The sequence below is a fragment of the Pantoea sp. B270 genome (assembly GCF_018726825.1).
Taxonomy (GTDB): domain Bacteria; phylum Pseudomonadota; class Gammaproteobacteria; order Enterobacterales; family Enterobacteriaceae; genus Pantoea; species Pantoea dispersa.
In genome coordinates this window covers 3,113,816-3,133,329 of the sequence record NZ_JAHCSX010000001.1, presented here as the reverse complement: position 1 = coordinate 3,133,329, position 19,514 = coordinate 3,113,816, and the positions used below count along the sequence as shown (strand labels likewise).

The 19,514-nt window shown below is 61.8% G+C and carries 17 protein-coding genes; 10 read left to right on the top strand and 7 right to left on the bottom strand.

Annotation, left to right across the window (positions count from 1 at the left end):
- The first annotated feature begins 145 nt into the window (after positions 1 to 145).
- Together fes and KOL70_RS14845 are read left to right on the top strand one after the other, a co-directional pair.
- Complete coding sequence (fes, locus tag KOL70_RS14850) at positions 146 to 1,420, top strand: enterochelin esterase (RefSeq protein ID WP_215480831.1); 1,275 nt, start codon at positions 146 to 148, stop codon at positions 1,418 to 1,420.
- Positions 1,413 to 5,297: an enterobactin synthase subunit F gene (locus KOL70_RS14845; protein WP_254185842.1), complete on the top strand. Its 3,885-nt coding sequence runs from the start codon at positions 1,413 to 1,415 to the stop codon at positions 5,295 to 5,297. Before fes ends, KOL70_RS14845 begins: the two co-directional genes overlap by 8 nt.
- Positions 5,298 to 5,376: 79 nt before the next feature.
- Here the strand turns inward: KOL70_RS14845 and KOL70_RS14840 are convergent, their stop codons facing one another.
- The 3 genes from KOL70_RS14840 to fepD are packed head-to-tail and all read right to left on the bottom strand — an operon-like array spanning position 5,377 to position 8,140.
- On the bottom strand, positions 5,377 to 6,174 hold the full coding sequence (locus KOL70_RS14840; protein ID WP_215480829.1) for an ATP-binding cassette domain-containing protein: 798 nt from the start codon (positions 6,172 to 6,174) through the stop codon (positions 5,377 to 5,379).
- The gene (gene fepG / locus KOL70_RS14835) at positions 6,171 to 7,154 is read right to left on the bottom strand and encodes an iron-enterobactin ABC transporter permease (RefSeq protein ID WP_215480828.1); all 984 of its coding nucleotides are present in this window, start codon (positions 7,152 to 7,154) and stop codon (positions 6,171 to 6,173) included. Before fepG ends, KOL70_RS14840 begins: the two co-directional genes overlap by 4 nt.
- Complete coding sequence (gene fepD, locus KOL70_RS14830) at positions 7,151 to 8,140, bottom strand: Fe(3+)-siderophore ABC transporter permease (protein WP_058759585.1); 990 nt, start codon at positions 8,138 to 8,140, stop codon at positions 7,151 to 7,153. Before fepD ends, fepG begins: the two co-directional genes overlap by 4 nt.
- A 146-nt stretch (positions 8,141 to 8,286) precedes the next feature.
- Between fepD and entS the strand changes: the two genes are divergently transcribed.
- Entirely contained in the window at positions 8,287 to 9,537 is a 1,251-nt protein-coding gene (entS, locus tag KOL70_RS14825; protein WP_215480827.1) for an enterobactin transporter EntS, read from the top strand.
- Here entS and fepB read toward each other — a convergent pair.
- A complete protein-coding gene (fepB, locus tag KOL70_RS14820; RefSeq protein ID WP_215480826.1) occupies positions 9,532 to 10,497 on the bottom strand; it encodes a Fe2+-enterobactin ABC transporter substrate-binding protein in 966 nt (321 codons plus the stop codon). The genes entS and fepB overlap by 6 nt on opposite strands.
- 176 nt (positions 10,498 to 10,673) lie before the next feature.
- Between fepB and KOL70_RS14815 the strand changes: the two genes are divergently transcribed.
- Genes KOL70_RS14815 through KOL70_RS14795 form a run of 5 tightly spaced genes read left to right on the top strand, consistent with a single transcriptional unit; the run spans position 10,674 to position 15,526 of the window.
- The gene (locus KOL70_RS14815) at positions 10,674 to 11,855 is read left to right on the top strand and encodes an isochorismate synthase (RefSeq protein ID WP_215480825.1); all 1,182 of its coding nucleotides are present in this window, start codon (positions 10,674 to 10,676) and stop codon (positions 11,853 to 11,855) included.
- Positions 11,856 to 11,865: 10 nt separating this feature from the next.
- Entirely contained in the window at positions 11,866 to 13,479 is a 1,614-nt protein-coding gene (locus KOL70_RS14810) for a (2,3-dihydroxybenzoyl)adenylate synthase (RefSeq protein WP_215480824.1), read from the top strand.
- A 17-nt stretch (positions 13,480 to 13,496) separates the two neighbouring features.
- Complete coding sequence (locus tag KOL70_RS14805; protein WP_088516019.1) at positions 13,497 to 14,348, top strand: isochorismatase family protein; 852 nt, start codon at positions 13,497 to 13,499, stop codon at positions 14,346 to 14,348.
- On the top strand, positions 14,348 to 15,106 hold the full coding sequence (gene dhbA / locus KOL70_RS14800; protein ID WP_127833601.1) for a 2,3-dihydro-2,3-dihydroxybenzoate dehydrogenase: 759 nt from the start codon (positions 14,348 to 14,350) through the stop codon (positions 15,104 to 15,106). Before KOL70_RS14805 ends, dhbA begins: the two co-directional genes overlap by 1 nt.
- A gap of 3 nt (positions 15,107 to 15,109) precedes the next feature.
- Entirely contained in the window at positions 15,110 to 15,526 is a 417-nt protein-coding gene (locus KOL70_RS14795) for a hotdog fold thioesterase (protein ID WP_215480823.1), read from the top strand.
- 173 nt (positions 15,527 to 15,699) lie between these two features.
- On the opposite strand, the gene cgtA is transcribed toward KOL70_RS14795, so the two are convergent.
- The 3 genes from cgtA to rplU all read right to left on the bottom strand — a co-directional run bounded on the left by cgtA (position 15,700) and on the right by rplU (position 17,709).
- A complete protein-coding gene (cgtA, locus tag KOL70_RS14790; RefSeq protein ID WP_058759590.1) occupies positions 15,700 to 16,875 on the bottom strand; it encodes an Obg family GTPase CgtA in 1,176 nt (391 codons plus the stop codon).
- A 249-nt stretch (positions 16,876 to 17,124) separates the two neighbouring features.
- Complete coding sequence (rpmA, locus tag KOL70_RS14785) at positions 17,125 to 17,382, bottom strand: 50S ribosomal protein L27 (RefSeq protein WP_006121751.1); 258 nt, start codon at positions 17,380 to 17,382, stop codon at positions 17,125 to 17,127.
- A gap of 15 nt (positions 17,383 to 17,397) precedes the next feature.
- Positions 17,398 to 17,709 (bottom strand): 50S ribosomal protein L21, encoded by a 312-nt coding sequence (gene rplU / locus KOL70_RS14780; protein ID WP_021507728.1) that lies wholly within the window; start codon positions 17,707 to 17,709, stop codon positions 17,398 to 17,400.
- Positions 17,710 to 17,963: 254 nt separating this feature from the next.
- Between rplU and ispB the strand changes: the two genes are divergently transcribed.
- Both ispB and KOL70_RS14770 read left to right on the top strand, forming a co-directional pair.
- Positions 17,964 to 18,935: an octaprenyl diphosphate synthase gene (gene ispB / locus KOL70_RS14775; protein ID WP_021507729.1), complete on the top strand. Its 972-nt coding sequence runs from the start codon at positions 17,964 to 17,966 to the stop codon at positions 18,933 to 18,935.
- 238 nt (positions 18,936 to 19,173) lie between these two features.
- Positions 19,174 to 19,467 carry a helix-turn-helix transcriptional regulator gene (locus KOL70_RS14770; RefSeq protein ID WP_021507730.1) on the top strand — a complete coding sequence of 98 codons (294 nt, stop codon included), beginning with the start codon at positions 19,174 to 19,176 and terminating at the stop codon, positions 19,465 to 19,467.
- Positions 19,468 to 19,514: the final 47 nt, after the last annotated feature.

Genomic DNA, 19,514 nt, shown 5'->3' with positions numbered 1-19,514 from the left:
AATCCCATGACTTACCGGGTGCCAGACGGAACGTGCGTGCTCATTTTGAGCGCAGCCACCCTATTGCAAATGCAAATAATTATCAATAGTATTATTTATCAATCCTATGTAAACCTCCCCGTACAGACGGCGACTGGCAGCCCCTATGACCTGGCGAAATGATGGAATTGGTAGCGAAGCCTGGTGGCAGGAGCAACAGACTCAGGGCATTCCGCGCATTGAGCCGCAGCAGGATGGCACCTGTCTGGTGACCTTCTTCTGGCGCGATCCGCAAGGCAGTGAAACCACCTCCCACACCCAGCGCGTGTGGATCAACATCACCGGCGTGACCGATCACCACCAGCGGCGCCCGCCGCAATCGCTGATGCGCGTCGCCAGTAGCGATGTCTGGTACTGGCAAACAGTGCTGCCGTCACACTGGCGCGGCAGCTACTGCCTGATGCCGGATCGGCAGGCCGGCGATTTCAGCGGCGAGCCTGACATGCATGCGCTGCGCCACTGGTGGCGCGAAAAATTCCCTGCCGCGCAGGCCGATGCGCTCAATCCGCTGCGCAGCTGGTCCGGCGGACGCGGCATGGGCGTGTCACCGCTGCACCTGCCTGACGCGCCCGACCAGCAGGTGTGGCGTGCGGTGGATGAGGGCCGCGCCCCGGCGCTGACGCTGCAGGTGCAGCAGTGGGACAGCGCGCTGCTCGGCAATCGTCGCCGGGTGTGGCTGTACGCCACAGGCGAGGCGCAGCACGGCCCGCGTCCGCTGGCGATACTGCTCGATGGTCAGTTCTGGGCGCAGCAGATGCCGATCGCCGGACCGCTGCAGCAGCTGACCGCCGCGGGCAAGCTGCCGCCGGCGGTCTACCTGTTTATCGACATCATCGATCGCGAACACCGCAGCCGCGAGCTGCCATGCAATCCGCAATTCTGGCAGGCGGTGCAGCAGGAGCTGTTGCCGCAGGTAGCACGCTGGATGCCGTACGATGCGCAGCCGGCGCGCACGCTGGTTGCCGGACAAAGCTTTGGCGGTCTGGCCGCGGTGTTTGCCGCGCTGCACTTTCCCCACACCTTTGGTAATGCGCTCAGCCTGTCCGGCTCCTTCTGGTGGCCGGAGCGTGGTAACCCGCATGGCTGGCTGTTGCAGGCGCTGGACCATGGCCTGGCACCTCGCCAGCCGCTGCGTTTCTGGCTGGAGGCAGGCCAGCGTGAAGGCCTGATTCTGCAAGCCAATCAACAATTACAACAACAACTTACCGCTGCCGGCTATCAGGTGCATTACCAGCCGGTAGAGGGCGGCCATGACGCGCTGTGCTGGCGCGGTGGCCTGCTCGACGGTCTGCAAGCTTTGTGGCGCAATCCAAATTCATTCATCACGCCAGACGTGAACCGGAGCGACAGTAAATTCTCTGATGAACGACACTATGATTGACCAACAAACTCTGCCGCTGGTGGCAGCGCAGCCTGGCATCTGGATCGCCGACCAGCTCAGCCGCCATCACAACGCTTACGCGGTCGCGCACTTTGTCGAACTGCGCGGCGACATCAACAGCGCGCTGCTGGCGCAGGCCATCGTCGACGGCATGCAGGAAGCCGATACCCTGAATATGGCGTTCGGCGAAATCGACGGCGAGCCGCTGCAGTGGCCGCAGCCGCAGACCTTCAGCCTGCCAGACATCGTTGATCTGCGCGGCGAAGCGGATGCCGCTGCCGCCGCGCGCGCCCTGATGCGTGCCGATATGCAGGGTGACCTGCGTGTGCTGAGTGGCGCACCGCTGTGGCACCATCGTCTGTTCCGCCTCGGCGAACAGCACTGGTTCTGGTATCAGCGCTATCACCATCTGGTGGTGGATGGCTTTAGCTTTACCGCGCTGACGCGCCGCATCGCCAATCTGTACAGCGCCGCCGTACAGCAGCAGCAGCCTGAGCCGACACCGTTTATTCCTTTCAGCGCCGTGGTTGACGAGTATCAGCGCTATCAGCAATCGGCGTCTTACACCCGTGACGGCGAATTCTGGCGCGAAAAAGGCCGCGCCCTGCCCGCGCCCGCCTCGCTGTCGCCACTGCCGCTGGCCGGTCAGAGCGCCAGCACTGATCTGCTGCGCCACAGCGTTACGCTGGATCGTCACCGCTTCCAGACGCTGACCAGCCAGCATCCACAGCACAGCGCCGCCGATCTGGCCTTTGCGCTGGTAGCGCTGTGGCTGGCTCGCCTCAGCGGACAAAATGATTTTGCTGCCGGCTTCATCTTCATGCGCCGCATCGGCTCCGCCGCGCTGTGCGCCACCGGTCCGGTGATCAACGTGCTGCCGATGGCGGTGCACTATCAGCCGGGACAAACGCTCGGCGATCTCGCCGCTCAGCTGGCCGCGGAAGTGAAAAAAATGCGCCGTCATCAGCGCTACGATGCTGAACAGGTGCAGCGCGATCTCGGCCGCCTCGGCGATAGCGATCCGCTGTATGGCCCGGTGATCAACCTGAAGATGTTTGACTACCAGCTCGATTTCGCCGGCATTGAAGGCATCACGCATCAGCTGGCCTCCGGCCCGGTGCGCGATCTGGAAATCGCAATTTACCTCAGCGAGCACGGCGATCTGACGCTGGAGCTGCTGGCGAACGCGCAGCGCTATGCTGCCGAGACGCTGCAGCGCCATGCCAGCCGCTTTGCCCTGCTGCTCAGCCAGCTGGCCGCGCAGCCGCAGCGCACGCTGGGCGAGCTCGATCTGCTGACGCCAGCGGAGCAGCAGCAGATTGCGGCCATCAATCAGACCGCCCATCCGCTGCCGGCGGAAACCCTGGCGTCGCTGCTGGCGCAGCAGGCGCAGCGCACCCCGGACGCACCGGCACTGGCCGATGCGCAGCACCAGCTGAACTATCGCCAGATGCAGCAGCAGGTATTCGCGCTGGCGGCCGATCTCAGCGCGGCCGGCGTGCAGCAGGGTGATATCGTCGCCGTGGCGCTGCCGCGTTCGGTGCAGCTGTCGCTGGCGCTGCAGGCGATTGTGACGCTCGGGGCCGCTTATCTGCCGCTGGATACCGGCTATCCGGACGAGCGGCTCCAGCTGATGCTGGAAGACGCCGCGCCCAAAACGCTGATTACCGCTGCCGCGCTCAGTGCCCGCTTCCGCGCCATCGCGCCGGTCAGTCAGCTGCACTTTGACACCCTGTACAATGCCGAACATGCACCGGCCCCGGCCAGCGCGCCGACGCCGCAGGATGGCGCGTACATCATCTATACCTCCGGCTCTACCGGCCGGCCGAAAGGCGTGCTGGTCGGCCATCAGGCGATCGTTAATCGCCTACTGTGGATGCAGGATCGTTATCCGCTGCAGGCGGATGACGTGGTGCTGCAGAAAACGCCGAGCAGCTTTGATGTCTCGGTGTGGGAGTTCTTCTGGCCGCTGCTGGTCGGCGCGCAGCTGGTGATGGCGCCGCCAGATGCACACCGCGATCCGGAAGCCTTACAGCAACTGTTTGCCCGCTACAAAGTTACCACCACGCATTTCGTACCCTCGATGCTGGCGGCCTTTGTCGCGGCGCTCGACCACCCCGCCGCGATAGCGTGCTGCGCCAGCCTGCGCAACGTGTTCTGCAGCGGTGAAGCATTGCCCACCGATCTGTCGCGCAGCTGGGAAACATTGACCCGCGTGCCGCTGCACAATCTGTATGGGCCGACCGAAGCGGCCGTTGATGTCAGCTGGTATCCGGCGTATGGCGCGGCGCTCGCCGCTGTCGATGGCCCAAGCGTACCGATCGGCTTCCCGGTGTGGAACACCGGCCTGCGCATTCTTGATGCGCAAATGCAGCCGGTGCCGCCGGGCGTGGCCGGCGATCTCTATCTTACCGGCATTCAGCTGGCGCACGGCTATCTCAACCGGCCGGAGCTGACCGCCAGCCGCTTTATCTCCGACCCGTACGCCGCTGGCGAGCGCATGTACCTGACCGGCGACGTAGCGCGCTGGCTGGACAACGGTGCGGTGGAGTATCTCGGGCGCAGCGATGACCAGCTGAAGATCCGCGGTCAGCGCATTGAGCTGAACGAAATCGATCATGCGCTGTGCGCCCAGCCCGGCATTGAGCAGGCGGTGACGCATGCGGTGGTGCTGGGCAGTGCGACGGCACAGGGCGATGCACGTCAGCTGGTGGGCTACGTGGTTGCGCCTCAGCCGGTGGATGGCGATGCGCTGCGTCAGGCGCTGGCACAGCAGCTACCGGCACACATGGTGCCGGTGGCCATCGTCCAGCTGGAGGCGCTGCCGCTCAGCAGTAACGGCAAACTGGATCGCAAAGCGCTGCCGCTGCCGCAGAGCACCACGCAGCGCCGGGGGCGCGCGCCACTGCCCGGTTTAGAGAGCACGCTGGCCGCAGCGTTCTGCCGCCTGCTGGCCTGCGACACGATCGGTGCGCAGGATGATTTCTTTGCGCTCGGTGGCCATTCGCTGCTGGCGATGCGCCTGGCAGCGCAGCTGCGCCGCGAGCTCCAGCTGCCGGTCTCGGTCGGGCAGATCATGATCGCCCCGACGGTGGAAAAACTGGCGACGCTGCTGAGCGATGGACAATCCCATCAGCAGGCGGGCTTTGAAGCGGTGCTGCCGCTGCGTAAAGGCAGCGGACCGACGCTGTTCTGCTTCCACCCGGCGTCCGGCTTCGCCTGGCAGTTCAGCGTGCTGCAGCGTTATCTTGACCCACGCTGGTCACTGGTCGGCATTCAGTCGCCTGACACGCAGGGACCGCTGAATCAGAGCGCGCACCTCGATGAGGTCTGTGAAGCGCATTTGCGTACGCTGCGCAAGGTACAACCGCACGGGCCCTACTATTTCCTCGGCTACTCGCTGGGCGGTACGCTGGCGCAGGGCATTGCTGCCCGGCTGGAAGCGGCGGGTGAAGAGGTCGCCTTCCTTGGCCTGCTCGACACCTGGCCGCCGGAAACGCAGAACTGGGATGAGAAACGCGGCGAGAATGTGCTGGATCCGGCGGTGCTGGAGGAGGTGAATCGCGAGCGCGAACAGTTTATCGCCGCGCAGCGCCATCAGGCCGGTGAAGAGATGCAGGCCATGTTCGATACCATCGAAGCCAACTACGCCAGCTCGGTGCGTCTGCTGGCCACGGCGCGCAGCGCACGCTTCGGCGGCCGCGCTACGCTGTTCCTCGCCGAACAGACGCAGCAGCCAGGCCAGGATGCGCGCCGCGCCTGGGCGCCCTATGTCGGTGAGCTGACGGTGTGGCCGATGGATTGCGCCCACGTCGAGATTATCTCGCCTCGCATGTTTGAGCAGATCGGGCCGCTGTTGCAGCAGTTGCTGGCGTAGCGGTTTTGCCCTAACCCTCTCCCGGCGGGAGAGGGAACCGTATGGCAGAAAACGTTTACACCACAGCCCCTTTCCCGCCTTAGCGCCCGCGCCCCAGCGGCACAATCATTGGCGTATGCGCCACCGGATCCTCAACAATCACACAGCGTAATCCGTACACCTGCTCAATTAGCGCTGGCGTCACAATCTCGCCAGGCTTGCCCTCGGCAATGATCTTCCCGTGACGCATGGCGATCAGATGGGTGGCGTAGCGGCAGGCGTGATTAAGGTCGTGCAGCACCACCACCAGCGTGCGGCCATGCTGCTGATTGAGCGTCTGCATCAGCTCAAGCAGATCAATCTGGTGGGTAATATCCAGCCAGGTGGTGGGCTCATCCAGCAGCAGCAGCGGCGTCTGCTGCGCCAGCACCATGGCAATCCACACGCGCTGACGCTGCCCGCCGGACAGGGTATCAACCGCCTGTTGCGCCAGGTCCGCCACGCCGGTGGCCAGCATCGCCTGCTGCACCGCCGCTTCATCCTCCGCGCGCCAGCGGCCAAACAGTGACTGATACGGATAACGTCCGCGCGCCACCAGCTCGCTCACGCTGATGCCCGCCGGTGCGTTTGAACTCTGCGGCAGCAGGCCAAGACGGCGAGCCACCTCTTTGGTGGGATAACGTGCAATCGCCTCGCCGTCCAGCAGCACGTCGCCTTTCAGCGGCGCCTGCAGGCGGCTGAGAGTACGCAGCAGGGTGGATTTACCGCAGGCGTTAGGGCCGATAATCACGGTCAGCTCCCCTTGCGGAATCGCCACCGAGAGATTTTCCGCCACCACTTTTTTGTCATAACCCAGCGTCAGGCCTTCGCCATACAGCCGTGAAGGAATATCGATCATTGGCGTCGCGCCTCCCGCACCAGTAACGCAATCAGATAGAGTCCGCCCAGGCTGACGGTGATCACGCCAACCGGCAGTTGATAAGGCAGGAACAGATGCTGCGCGGCATAATCGGCGGCGCACAACAGCAGCGCGCCGCACAGCGCCGCCAGCCATAACGCGCCTTTTTCCCCGCCGCTCAGCCGGCGCGCAATCTGCGGCGCCAGCAGCGCCACGAACGAGATCGGCCCCGCCAGCGCGGTAGACGCCGCGGTCAGCAGCACGCCCAGCAGCATCAGCCACAGGCGGCTGCGCTCCACCGGCACGCCGAGCGCGCAGGCGGTGTCGTCGCCCATCTCCAGCAGACGCATGCGGCGCGTTAACAGCGCCACCAGCAGCAGCGACAGCAGCAGCACCGTCACCACCGGCGGCGTTTTCGCCCAGGTGATGCCGTTAAGCGAGCCGGCGCTCCACAGCCCGGCGCTGAGCGCCGACTCCAGCGAAGCGCTGATAATCAGCCAGGCATTGAGCGCCATCAGCAGCGCGCGCACGCTAATGCCCACGATGATTAACCGAAACGTTTCCACCCCGTTGCGCCAGGCAAACAGGTACACCAGCGCAGCCGTCGCGATACCGCCGATCAGCGCGGCCCCGGTCATTGCGGTAATACTTTGATTGAACAGCACCAGCGCCACCAGCACACCGCTGTAAGCGCCGGTATTGAAGCCGAGAATATCCGGGCTGCCGAGCGGGTTACGCAGCAGCGACTGAAAAATTGCCCCGCTAACACCCAGCGCCGCACCGATCAGCAGCGCCATCAGCACGCGCGGCAGCCGCCACTCCACCACAATCAGCTGCACATTAGCCGCTCCCTGCCCGCGCAGCGCCTGCCACACCTGCTCCGCCGTAATCGGCAGCGTACCGCGCGTCAGCGCCAGCCACGTCAGCAGCGCACACGCTAATAGCAGCCAGCCGCCATGCAACCAGGCACGCCGCGTCATAATCCACCTCGCCCGCGCTGGCGCCGTACCAGCAAAATCAGCATCGGCGCGCCAAGGATGGCGGTCACAATTGAGACGCGCAGTTCGCCCGCCACCATCATCCGCCCCAGAATATCCGCCGCCAGCAGCAGCGCCGGGGTGATCAGCGCCGTCGCCGGCAGCAGCCAGCGGTGATCGTTGCCCACCAGCCAGCGGGCAAAATGCGGCGTCATCAGGCCGATAAAAGCGATCGGCCCGACGGCGGCGGTCGCCGCGCCGCTCAGTAAGGCAATCGCCAGCAGGCCCAGCAGTTGGGTGCGCACCACGCGCGTACCCAGCGCCGCCGCCATATCGCCGCCCATGCTCAGGCTGTTCAGCGACTGCGCCAGTCCCAGCGCCAGCGCCGCACCGGCCAGCACCGCCGGGCTCAGGGTACGCAACACGCTGAAATCGCGGATATCCAGCGAGCCGCTCTGCCAGAAGCGCAGGTGATCGTAAATGTCCGGATTGAGCAGCGACAGGCCGGAGGTTAAGCCCTCCAGCACCGCCGCCAGCGCCACGCCCGCCAGCGTCAGACGCACCGGATTGACGCGCCCGCCGCCCATCGCGCCAATCACCGTCATCAGCAGCGCCGCCAGCAGCGCGCCGCTGAAGGCCAGTGTCAGCCACTGCAGCGGGGAGTCCGCTCCCAGCAGCGCGATGCCGAGCACTATGGCAAAACCGGCACCGGCGTTCACGCCCAGAATGCCCGGCTCGGCCAGCGGATTACGCGTCAGGCTCTGCATCAGCGCGCCAGCCAGCCCCAGCGCCACACCCGCCAGCAGACCGGCCAGCGTGCGCGGCAGGCGCGCATCGCGCACGATGATGCACTCCGCGCTGGAGCAGGAGGCGGTGAGAGCGTGATACACATCGGAAAGCGGTATTGATTTGGCACCCAGCATCAGACTGAGCGCCATGAGGAGCAAAAGCAGAATCCCTGAGCCTGCTAATGCACGGATCTGGCGCATAGCGTTCTAAACCTTCACTGTTCGACGTCGTTGCGGTGCAACGTAATGTGATAATGATATTTGTTATCGTTATTACTCGCGTTTGCCTATGTTACCATGAGTCGCCTCGCGGATGATGAGGAAAATTGGTGCAAAAAGGCGAAACAATGAACAAACCCTCTCACTTTATCGATCTCTCACTGCTGAAAACCCACGCGGCGTTTCGCGCGGTGTTTATTGCGCGTTTTATCTCGATTGTGGCGCTCGGCATGCTGGCCGTTGCCGTGCCGGTGCAGATTCAGCAGATGACCCATTCACCGCTGCTGGTGGGCCTCGCCGTCACACTGTCCGCTGCCGGCATGTTTACTGGCCTGCTGACCGGCGGCGTGCTCGCCGATCGCTATGAGCGTAAGAAGTTGATCCTGTTTGCCCGCACCACCTGCGGGCTGGGCTTTGTCGCGCTGGCGATAAATGCCGCGCTGCCCGCGCCTTCGCTGCTGGCGGTCTATCTGCTTGGCTTGTGGGACGGCTTTTTTGGCGCGATTGGCGTCACGGCGCTGCTGGCCGCTACGCCAGCGCTGGTGGGGCGCGAAAACATCATGCAGGCCGGTGCCATTACCATGCTGACGGTGCGCTTCGGCTCGATTTTATCGCCGGCAATTGCTGGTGTAGTGATCGCGCACGGCGGCGTGCTGTGGAATTACGGACTGACCGCCTTCGGCACGCTGCTGACGGTGCTGACGCTGCTGAAGCTGCCTGCGCTGCCCCCGCCTCCGCAGCCGCGCGAGCATCCGCTGCGGGCGCTGGCATCCGGCGTGCAGTTCCTGTTCGCCAGCCCGCTGGTCGGCATGGTGGCGCTGACCGGTGCGCTGGTGACGCTGGCCAGCGCCATCCGCGTGCTGTACCCGGCGCTGGCACCGCACTGGTCAGTCAGCGCCGACCAGCTCGGCATGCTGTACGCCGCCGTGCCGCTCGGTGCCGCCGTGGGCGCATTTACCAGCGGCAGGCTGAAACAGGCGGCGCGCCCTGGGCGGCTGGTGCTGGGCAGTGCCGTGGCCGGTTTCGTCGCCCTGGGCCTGTTCAGCCTGATGCCGACGCTGTGGCTGGCGCTGCTGTGTCTGGCGGGCTTCGGCTATTTCAGTGCCATCAACAGCCTGGTGCAGTACGCGATGATTCAGCTGCTGACGCCGGATCATCTGCTGGGCCGCATCAACAGCCTGTGGACGGCGCAGAACGTGTGCGGCGATGCCCTCGGCGCCGCGCTGATTGGTGCCCTCGGTTCGTGGCTGTTACCGGCGCAGGCTGCCGCGGCGTTTGGCTGTGCCGCGACACTGCTTGGCGTCATGATGTGGCTGATGATGAAAGGATTGCGGCGCTATCAGGCGCCCGCGCCCGTGCTGGCGCAGCAAACATCATGATTTGACGAACAGCTGATGCAGACGCGTCAGCAGATTGCTGGCGCTGTAGTAATCCAGGCGGAAGGTGTCGATACCCAGCGCATAGACCTGCTTATCGCGCACCGCCGCGTTTTGCGCCAGGAACGGGTTGCTCAGCACTGACTGCGTGGTTTTGTCATCGCCGGCAAACAGCAGGAAGCTGTGGCCGGTCAGGCTGGCGGCGAGATTCTCGCCCGAGAGCTGAATAATGTCTTTGCGCTGGCCCATGCTGTGCCCCTGTTGCGTGCCGGCCGGCGGCTGCGCCAGGGTAAAACCGAGCTGCTGCAGCAGTTTGCCCTGCGCCGATGCGGCGGTCCACAGATTCACCGCCCGGCCATCACCGTTCCATACCATCGCGGAGACCGGCTGCGGCGGCAGCGTAATGGCCTGCTTCAGCGCCGCTTCGCGATCGTCGAACTCTTTTACGCGCTGCGCCGCCTGTGCTTCATGGCCGGTGGCCTGCCCCAGCAGCGTAACCACATCCTGCCAGCTCTTATCGTCGTAGTTGACCACCAGCGTGGGTGCAATGGCGGACAGCTGACTGACCAGCTTCAGGGCGGAGTCATTACCGGTGGCGCTGACGATAATCAGATCCGGGGCTTGCGCCGCAATCGCCTCGGCGTTCGGCTCACCAATGTACAGCCGCTTAACGTGGCGCTGCTTTGCCACCTCGCCCCACTGACGGAAGAAGCCCTGATCGTCGGCCAGGCGGCTTTTCGGTGCGGTCGCGCCTGAGGCGATGACCGGCGCGTCAATCGCCAGCAGCGAGCCGGTCAGCGTGACGCTGGTGGAGACAATGCGCTGCGGTGCCTGGTTAAGCGTTACCGTTCCGGTCGCGCCCTGTACGCTGCGCGGCCATCCCTGGTCGGCCCGCGCTGTCCATGACAGTGACTGGAAAATGAACAACAGGACAGCCATGCCCCATAAACCGCATTTATTCATAAGTTTTGATCCACCTTTTAGCTTAATGCCTGGCCCGGCGTCAGCCGCCGCTTACGTCTGACAGCACGGTAAATCCCGCGAATGGATTGACTCTTTGCCCCTTTCGACGTAGGTTACAGAGCCATAATAAAAATGATAATCATTCTTAATAATCTTATCATTTATAGGTGAAAATTATGGTGGAAAGCTCCACGTTTGAAAATACCTGGCTGAAGGATTTTTCCGCGCTGTGCCGCGGTTTCCTTTTCACCTCGCCATGGCGCAGCCTGGCCACCCAGGGCTGCTATACCACGATCAACACGCCGGTGGGCGATGCCGCGCTGCTGCAGGGCGACTTTCAACAGCAGCTGCGCCAGCACTTTGCCGCGGCGAAAAAGCAGGGGATCGCCAATCCGCTGCTGGTGGGCGCGATTCCGTTTGACGTCAGCCAGCCAGCGTCGCTGTTCATACCCGAATCCTGGCAGAGCTTTAATCGCGCCGACCTGCAACAGGCGCTGCCGGCGCAGCAGAGCGATCTGCCGGCAGTGCGGCGGCGGACGGCAGTGCCAGACCACGCGGTATTTACCCGCATGGTGGCCGACGCCGTTGCCACCATTCAGCGCGGCGATCCGGACAAAGTGGTGCTGTCGCGCCTGATGGATATCGTCACGGAGCAGCCGGTGGATACCGCCGCGCTGATGCAGCGCGTGATCGCGCAAAATCCCAATAGCTACCATTTCCATCTGCCACTGGCGGAAGGAGGCGCGCTGGTGGGTGCCAGCCCGGAACTGATGCTGCGCAAACAGGGGCGCGATTTCTCCTCCTGCCCGCTGGCCGGCTCGGCGCGCCGCCATCATGACGACGCCAGCGCCGATCGCGTGGCAGGTAACACCCTGATGGCGTCAGCCAAAGACCGCCACGAACATCAGCTGGTGACCGACGCGATGCGCAGCACGCTGCAGCCGCGTAGCCGACTACTGTCAGTGCCTACCGTGCCGTCGCTGATCACCACCGCCACGCTGTGGCATCTGGCGACGCAAATCGATGGCGAAGTGCAGGATGAGCGCGAAAACGCGCTGTCGCTGGCGGCGCTGCTGCACCCAACCCCTGCGCTGAGCGGCTTCCCGCACGCCCGCGCACAGCAGCTGATTCAGCAGCTCGAACCCTTTGATCGCCAGCTGTTTGGCGGCATCGTCGGCTGGTGCGACAGCGAAGGCAACGGCGAATGGGTGGTGACCATTCGCTGCGGAACGGTAAACGGCACGCGCGTGCGGCTGTTTGCCGGCGCTGGCATCGTCGCCGACTCACAACCGGAATCAGAATGGCGTGAAACGGGTGTGAAGCTGGACACCATGTTGCGCGCTTTTGGACTGCAATAAAGGAACAAGCATGAGCATTCCCTTCAGCCGCTGGCCGGCACATCTGGCCGCGCGCTACCGCGAAAAAGGCTACTGGATCGACGTGCCGCTGACCGACATCATCGACCGCCATCGCGAAAACGACGCTATCGCCGTGATCGACGGCCCTGTGCAGCTCAGCTACTGCCAGCTGGCGCAGCGCAGTGATAATCTGGCGGCGGCGCTGCAGCGGCGCGGTTTACAGCGCGGTGACACGGCGCTGGTGCAGCTCGGCAACGTGGCGGACTTTTACGTTACGCTGTTTGCCCTGTTTAAGCTGGGCGTGGTCCCGGTGTACGCGCTGTTCAGCCATCAGCGCACTGAACTGCTGGCCTATGCGCAGCAGATTGCACCGAAACTGCTGATTGCCGATCGCCAGCACGCGCTGTTTGCCAGCGACGACTTCATCGCCACGCTGTGCGAGGCGCAGCCCACGCTGCAGCAGGTGATCCTGCGTAACGACGCGCAGACGGAAAATACGCTGGCGTCGCTGCAGGATGAAGCGGCTGGCGATTTTATCGCGACACCGACGGCCGCCGATGAAGTGGCGTTTTTCCAGCTCTCCGGCGGCAGCACCGGCACGCCGAAGCTGATTCCGCGCACCCACAACGACTACTACTACAGCATCCGCGCCAGCGACGAGATTTGTCACATCAACGCCGACACGCGCTATCTGATCGCCCTGCCCGCGCCGCATAACTTCGCCATGAGTTCCCCCGGTTCGCTCGGGGTGTTCTATGCCGGTGGCCAGGTGATTCTCGCCGCGGATCCCAGCGCCACGCTCTGTTTCCCGCTGATTGAGCAGCACCAGGTGACCGATACCGGACTGGTGCCGCCGGCGGTCAGCCTGTGGTTGCAGGCAATTCAGGAGTGGGGCAGCAACACAGCGCTGGCCTCGCTGCAGCGCATTCAGGTGGGCGGAGCCAAACTGGGCGAAACGCTGGCCGCACGCATTCAGCGTGAAATCGGCTGCCAGCTGCAGCAGGTGTTTGGCATGGCGGAAGGGCTGGTTAACTACACGCGCTTCGGCGATGACGAGCAAACCATTCTGACTACTCAGGGGCGGCCGATTTCGGAAGATGACGAAGTGTGGGTGGCCGACGAGAACGGCAATCCGCTGCCGCCGGGCCAGGTGGGTCGCCTGATGACGCGCGGCCCTTACACCTTCCGGGGTTACTACAACAGCCCGGAGCACAATGCCGCCAGCTTCGACGCCAACGGTTTTTACTGCTCAGGCGATCTGATTGAGATCAACGCTCAGGGTTACATCACCGTACAGGGACGCGAAAAGGATCAGATCAACCGCGGCGGCGAGAAGATCGCGGCCGAAGAGATTGAAAACCTGCTGCTGCGCCATCCGGATGTGATCCACGCCGCGCTGGTGTCCATGCATGACGAGCTGATGGGTGAAAAGAGCTGTGCCTTCATTGTGGCGCGCCAGCCGGTGAAACCGGTCGCGCTGCGCCGCCATCTGCGCGAGCTGGGCATTGCCGAATTCAAACTTCCCGACCGCATTACCTGCGTCGACGCCCTGCCGCTGACCCCGGTGGGCAAAGTGGATAAAAAACGTTTACGCCAACAGCTTGCTGAGCAGACGCAAGCCTGATTTTTCCGGAGATTGTAATGGCTATTCCAAAACTGACGTCTTATGCGCTGCCCGCCGCCACTGAGCTGCCGGCTAACAAAGTACAATGGGCGCTGGAGCCGCAGCGCGCGGCGCTGCTGATTCACGATATGCAGGCCTATTTCCTCAACTTCTGGGGCGAAGACAGCCCGCTGGTGAATCAGGTGGTGGAGAACATTGCCCGCCTGCGCGCTTACTGTAAAGCGCAGGGCATTCCGGTGTTCTATACCGCCCAGCCCAACCAGCAAAGCGATGAGGATCGCGCGCTGCTGAATGATATGTGGGGGCCGGGGCTGAACAAACATCCGGATCAGCAGAAGATCGTCGACGCGCTGGCACCGGATCAGGATGATCAGGTGCTGACTAAATGGCGCTACAGCGCGTTCGTGCGCTCGCCGCTGGAATCTATCCTGCAGGAGATGGGCCGCGATCAGCTGATCATTACTGGCGTGTATGCCCACATCGGCTGCCTGACCACCGCTACCGACGCCTTCATGCGTAACATCCAGCCGTTTATGGTGGCCGATGCGCTGGCCGACTTCTCGCGCGACGAGCATATGATGGCGCTGACCTACACCGCAGGTCGCAGTGGCAAAGTGGTGATGACCGCCGACCTGATGCCGCTGCCACAGAGCAAGGACGCGCTGCGCGCGCTGATTCTGCCGCTGCTGGAAGATGATGACGTGCCGGAAGATGATGAAAACCTGATCGATTATGGGCTGGATTCGGTGCGCGTGATGGCGCTGGCGGCGCGCTGGCGTCAGGTGCACAGCGATATCGACTTCATCAGCCTGGCGAAAAACCCCAGCATTGATGGCTGGTGGGCGCTGCTGTCACGGGTGCCAGCATAATGAGCACCTGTTTTGATTTCAGCGGAAAAATTGTCTGGGTGACCGGTGCCGGCAAAGGCATCGGCTACCATACCGCGCTGGCGTTCCATCAGGCCGGTGCGCAGGTGACCGGTTTTGATTTGCACTTTGGCCAGGATGACTATCCGTTTGCCACCTGCCAGCTGGACGTCGCCGACAGCGCTGCGGTGCGCGACTGCTGTCAGTCACTGCTGGCCAGCCAGCCGCGGCTGGATATCCTGGTGAACGGCGCGGGCATTCTGCGCATCGGCAGCACCGATGCGCTGTCGTTTGCTGACTGGCAGGCGTGTCTCGCCGTCAACGCCGGCGGCGCGTTTAACCTGTTCCAGCAGACGCTGCCGGTCTTCCGCCAGCAGCGCGCTGGCGCGATTGTCACCATCGCCTCTAACGCCGCGCACGCCCCGCGCCTCGGCATGTCAGCCTATGGCGCGTCCAAAGCAGCGCTACGCAGCCTGTGCCAGACGGTTGGGCTGGAGATGGCACCGTATGGCGTGCGCTGCAATATTGTCTCACCGGGATCAACCGATACCGATATGCAGCGCAGCCTGTGGCATACGCCAGAAGCCGAGCAGGAGATGATCAACGGTTTCCCTGATCAGTACAAACTGGGGATCCCGCTGCGTAAGATCGCCCAGCCGCAGGAGATCGTGAACAATATCCTGTTCCTGGCCTCGGATCTTGCCAGCCACGTGGTGCTGCAGGATATTGTGGTGGACGGTGGCGCAACGCTGGGAGCCTGAGGCATGGCAATCTGGAAACGTACGGTGGATCTCGCCACGCTGAATCAGCTGGGCGATAACTCGCTGGTGGCGCATCTGGGCATCGTGTTTACCGCCATCGGTGGCGATTATCTGGAGGCCACCATGCCGGTAGACAGCCGCACGCAGCAGCCGTTTGGTCTGCTGCACGGCGGCGCGTCGGTGGTGCTGGCGGAGTCGATGGGCTCCATTGCCGGTTACCTGAGCGTGGAAGAAGGTAAAAGCGTGGTGGGCATTGAGGTGAGCGCCAGCCATCATCGGGCGGTGAGCAGCGGCGAGGTGCGCGGTGTTTGTCGTCCGCTGCATCTGGGAGCGCGCAATCAGAGCTGGCAGATTGAGATACGCAATGGTCGCGATCAGCTGTGTTGCAGTTCGCGGCTGACGGTGGCGGTGCTGGGGTAGGTTTGGTTCCGCTGCGGCCTGATGCCCTCACCCTGCCCTCTCCCACAGGGAGAGGGAATGTTTGTGCGGGCTGATGCTCTCTCCCACGGGGAGAAGGAATGATTGTACGGGCTGGTGCTCTGCGCTAAACAGCAATTAAAAAAGCGGCCATCTGGCCGCTTTTTTTGCTGACATCAACGCTGATAAATGATCTCGACGCCTTCGTCGTCGTCTTCATCCCAGTCATCATCCCAGTCTTCGTCTTCTTCCACTTCCTGAGCATTTTCCAGCGCTTCACGGTGGTAATCATCCCACATGAAGGCCACTTTCTCTGGCTGCTTCGCTTCTTCTTCCGCTTCTTTTGGATTCGCGATGATAAAGCTCATCACATCCCAGCACAGCTCATTGACACCGTCACGGCTGGCGGCGGAGATCAGATAGTATTTCTCATCCCAGCCCAGCGCTTCGGCAATGGCTTTGGCGCGGCTTTCCGCCTCTTCGCGGCTCAGCAGGTCGGTTTTATTGAACACCAGCCAGCGCGGTTTCTGGTACAGCTTGTCGCTGTATTTTTCCAGCTCGCCGAGAATGATGCGGGCGTTCTCTACCGGATCGGATTCGTCGATTGGCGCGATGTCGATAAGGTGCAGCAGCACACGGCAGCGCTCCAGATGCTTGAGGAAGCGAATTCCGAGGCCTGCGCCTTCCGCTGCGCCTTCAATCAGGCCGGGAATGTCGGCGACCACGAAGCTCTTTTCGCTGTCCATACGTACCACGCCGAGGCTTGGCACTAAGGTAGTGAACGGATAATCCGCCACTTTTGGCTTCGCCGCTGATACTGCGCGGATAAAGGTCGATTTACCGGCGTTTGGCAGACCCAGCATACCCACGTCTGCCAGCAACATCAGTTCCAGCTGCAGGTCGCGCTTCTCGCCCGGCGTGCCCATGGTTTTCTGACGCGGCGTACGGTTCACGGACGATTTGAAGCGGGTGTTGCCCAGACCGTGCCAGCCACCCTTCGCCACCATCAGCTTCTGCTCATGGCGCGTCATGTCGCCCAGCGTTTCGCCCGTGCCCTGATCGATCACGCGCGTACCCACCGGCACTTTAACAATGATGTCTTTACCGCGTTTACCGGTACAGTCACGGCTCTGGCCATTCTGGCCGCGTTCGGCGCGGAAAGATTTTTCGAAACGATAATCGATCAGGGTATTGAGGTTTTCATCCGCCAGCAGGTAAACATCACCGCCGTCACCGCCGTCACCGCCGTCCGGTCCCCCTTTGGGAATGTACTTCTCGCGGCGGAAGCTGACGCAACCGTTGCCACCATCACCCGCGACCACCAGGATCGTCGCTTCATCAACAAACTTCATTTTTTATCTCCGTCACACTGTCGTTTGCGCCACGCTGCGGGCGACAAACGGGTCCGCCAGGGTCTTCTGCGCTGACCGGCGGCGGATAATACAGGATTGGCAAAGCCATGTGTACATAAAGTGTACAGCAAACTGAGGCGCAAGGTCAGCGTGATTGCCGTAACCTGCGGCAGAATGTAAAAAGCCCCGCAAAGCTGCGGGGCCTTCCATTCGTGTGTTCAGACGTTAATCGTCTGCGGCACAACAACCTTACTCAGCAACGATGCTGATGTATTTACGGTTGTTAGGACCTTTAACTTCGAATTTAACTTTGCCGTCTGCGGTAGCAAACAGAGTGTGGTCACGACCACAACCTACGTTGTTACCGGCGTGGAATTTGGTACCACGCTGACGAACGATGATGCTACCTGCCAGAACAGATTCACCACCGAAACGCTTAACACCCAGACGTTTTGCATTGGAGTCGCGACCGTTACGAGTCGAGCCACCAGCCTTTTTATGTGCCATTTGTCAGATCTCCTCTTACGCGCTGATCACAGTGATTTTCACATCAGTGAACCACTGACGGTGACCAGCTTGCTTACGGTAGTGTTTACGACGACGAAACTTAACGATTTTAATTTTCTCGCCACGACCGTGAGCAACAACTTCTGCCTTGATCACACCGCCTGAAACCAGTGGCGCGCCGATTTTCACGTCTTCGCCATTTGCAATCATCAGAACCTGGTCGAACTCGATGGTTTCACCGGTTGCGATGTCCAGCTTTTCCAGGCGAACGGTCTGACCTTCGCTTACTCGGTGTTGTTTACCACCACTTTGGAAAACCGCGTACATATAAAACTCCGCTTCTGCGCATGCCTTTCTGTTCATCAGGCGGCGCGATAAATATTCACAATAGGGCGCGAATTCTACGCAAAACTCCAGCAGAAGACAAGTGCACTTTGCACTCTCTTGCAGAAAAAAAGCGCAAGACGAATGCAAACGTTTCTCAACCCGATTTTTCAAGTACAATCAGTAACAGATTACCTGAACTCACGCTGGGTAAAAGCGCTTACCATGCAGAAAACGAGTCAAAGCTGAACAGACGAATGAACTTAGAACAGATTAACGAATTAACCGCGCAGGACATGGCGGCCGTCAACCAGACCATCCTCGACCAGCTGAATTCAGATGTCTCACTGATTAACCAGTTGGGCTATTACATCATCAGCGGGGGAGGCAAACGCATCCGTCCGATGATCGCGGTGCTGTCAGCACGCGCGCTGAATTATCAGGGATCGCTGCATGTGACCAATGCGGCGCTGATCGAATTTATCCACACGGCGACGCTGCTGCACGATGATGTGGTGGATGAATCCGATATGCGCCGTGGCAAAGCCACCGCTAACGCCGCGTTCGGCAATGCGGCGAGCGTGCTGGTCGGGGATTTTATCTATACCCGCGCCTTCCAGATGATGACCAGCATGGGATCGCTGAAGATCCTTGCACTGATGTCCGAAGCGGTGAACGTGATCGCCGAAGGGGAAGTGCTGCAGCTGATGAACTGCAACGATCCGGATATCACCGAAGAGAGCTACATGCGGGTGATCTACAGCAAAACCGCCCGCCTGTTTGAAGCCGCTTCGCAGGCTTCGGCGATCCTCGCGGAGGCCACGCCAGCGCAGGAGAAAGCGCTGCAGGATTATGGCCGCTATCTCGGTACGGCGTTTCAGCTGATCGACGATCTGCTGGATTACAGCGCCGACGGCGAGACGCTGGGCAAAAATACCGGTGACGATCTGAGCGAAGGTAAGCCGACGCTGCCGCTGCTGCACGCCATGCACAACGGCACGCCCGAGCAGGCGCAGATGATCCGCAAGGCGATCGAAGAGGGTAATGGCCGTCATCTGCTGGAGCCGGTGCTGGCGGCAATGCAGCAAACCGGTTCGCTGGAATGGACGCGCAAACGCGCCGAAGAAGAGGCGGATAAAGCCATCGCCGCGCTACAGGCACTGCCAGAAACGCCGTGGCGCAGCGCGCTGGAAGCGCTGGCGCATATGTCGGTGCAGCGCGATTTCTGACCTGCTACGGGGCCGTCCGGCCCCGTTTTTATTTCTCCCCCCTGCTCTGCCCGTCTGATTACATTTCCTTGCAGCATTTTTGCGAAAAACTGCGCAGTTTCGTGCACAGGCAAAACAATTACTGGAAACATATGGAAATTTTTTGCTATAAAAATCCGGATTTTTCCAGTTATCTCTGCGCAGGAGAGCCACAGCGCTGCAGAGATGGAGCACTAACACGGACACGGAGAAGAGAGTTATGCATGCAAGGAGAGAAGACTGGCATCCGGCAGATATCATTGCGGCCCTGCGCAAGCGCGGTACGTCACTAGCCGCCCTGTCACGTCAATCTGGCCTCAGTTCATCGACGCTGGCCAACGCGTTGTCACGTCCCTGGCCTAAAGGTGAATGGCTGATCGCCACGGCGCTGAAGGTCCATCCTTCCGAGATCTGGCCCAGCCGCTATTTTGATCCGGTCACACAGCGTCTGCTGGATCGTAAAAAACGCATTCGATCGCCCCAGGATCTGAAAAAGATCGTCTCACGCGGGTAAAGCAAAAAAAAACCAGCCACGCTGTCGTGACTGGTTTTCATGCCTGG

What these genes read in the sequence shown, in the direction of transcription:
- fes (WP_215480831.1), top strand. Translation starts at nt 146, where the DNA reads ATGACCTGGCGAAATGATGGAATTGGTAGCGAAGCCTGGTGGCAGGAG.
- KOL70_RS14845 (WP_254185842.1), top strand. Translation starts at nt 1,413, where the DNA reads ATGATTGACCAACAAACTCTGCCGCTGGTGGCAGCGCAGCCTGGCATC.
- KOL70_RS14840 (WP_215480829.1), bottom strand. Translation starts at nt 6,174, where the DNA reads ATGATCGATATTCCTTCACGGCTGTATGGCGAAGGCCTGACGCTGGGT.
- fepG (WP_215480828.1), bottom strand. Translation starts at nt 7,154, where the DNA reads ATGACGCGGCGTGCCTGGTTGCATGGCGGCTGGCTGCTATTAGCGTGT.
- fepD (WP_058759585.1), bottom strand. Translation starts at nt 8,140, where the DNA reads ATGCGCCAGATCCGTGCATTAGCAGGCTCAGGGATTCTGCTTTTGCTC.
- entS (WP_215480827.1), top strand. Translation starts at nt 8,287, where the DNA reads ATGAACAAACCCTCTCACTTTATCGATCTCTCACTGCTGAAAACCCAC.
- fepB (WP_215480826.1), bottom strand. Translation starts at nt 10,497, where the DNA reads ATGAATAAATGCGGTTTATGGGGCATGGCTGTCCTGTTGTTCATTTTC.
- KOL70_RS14815 (WP_215480825.1), top strand. Translation starts at nt 10,674, where the DNA reads ATGGTGGAAAGCTCCACGTTTGAAAATACCTGGCTGAAGGATTTTTCC.
- KOL70_RS14810 (WP_215480824.1), top strand. Translation starts at nt 11,866, where the DNA reads ATGAGCATTCCCTTCAGCCGCTGGCCGGCACATCTGGCCGCGCGCTAC.
- KOL70_RS14805 (WP_088516019.1), top strand. Translation starts at nt 13,497, where the DNA reads ATGGCTATTCCAAAACTGACGTCTTATGCGCTGCCCGCCGCCACTGAG.
- dhbA (WP_127833601.1), top strand. Translation starts at nt 14,348, where the DNA reads ATGAGCACCTGTTTTGATTTCAGCGGAAAAATTGTCTGGGTGACCGGT.
- KOL70_RS14795 (WP_215480823.1), top strand. Translation starts at nt 15,110, where the DNA reads ATGGCAATCTGGAAACGTACGGTGGATCTCGCCACGCTGAATCAGCTG.
- cgtA (WP_058759590.1), bottom strand. Translation starts at nt 16,875, where the DNA reads ATGAAGTTTGTTGATGAAGCGACGATCCTGGTGGTCGCGGGTGATGGT.
- rpmA (WP_006121751.1), bottom strand. Translation starts at nt 17,382, where the DNA reads ATGGCACATAAAAAGGCTGGTGGCTCGACTCGTAACGGTCGCGACTCC.
- rplU (WP_021507728.1), bottom strand. Translation starts at nt 17,709, where the DNA reads ATGTACGCGGTTTTCCAAAGTGGTGGTAAACAACACCGAGTAAGCGAA.
- ispB (WP_021507729.1), top strand. Translation starts at nt 17,964, where the DNA reads ATGAACTTAGAACAGATTAACGAATTAACCGCGCAGGACATGGCGGCC.
- KOL70_RS14770 (WP_021507730.1), top strand. Translation starts at nt 19,174, where the DNA reads ATGCATGCAAGGAGAGAAGACTGGCATCCGGCAGATATCATTGCGGCC.